The organism is Nocardia sp. NRRL S-836 (assembly GCF_001279525.1).
In the GTDB taxonomy this organism is placed as follows: domain Bacteria; phylum Actinomycetota; class Actinomycetes; order Mycobacteriales; family Pseudonocardiaceae; genus Lentzea.
Window position 1 is genome coordinate 1 of record NZ_LGDY01000056.1, and the last position, 312, is coordinate 312.

A 312-nucleotide genomic window follows, 5' to 3' on the forward strand; every position below is an offset into this window, starting at 1 on the left:
TTGCTCGACCTGCTGGACACTTAGGATCAGCCTCGTGGTCCCCACGCCGATGATCGCCCCCAGCATCCTGTCCGCAGACTTCGCGCGCCTCGCCGACGAGCTGGCCGCGTTGCCCAGGTCGGACTGGATCCACCTCGTGGGGATGGACAACCGCTTGTTGCCGAACCTGCCCCTGGGCCTGCCGGTGGTCAAATCGCTGCTGGAGGCCACGGCCATCCCTGGCGAGTGCCTTCCGATGACCGCCCGACCGGAACGTCGCGCCACCGGGCGCGCCGATCCGTCGGCGAACAACCTCGCCGTCCACGTCGAGGC

1 pseudogene is annotated in these 312 nt (G+C 68.9%); it reads left to right on the forward strand.

Annotated features, from left to right (window positions below):
• Positions 1–34: 34 nt before the first annotated feature.
• Positions 35–312, forward strand: a pseudogene (locus tag ADL03_RS06905) (ribulose-phosphate 3-epimerase); the annotation flags it as partial.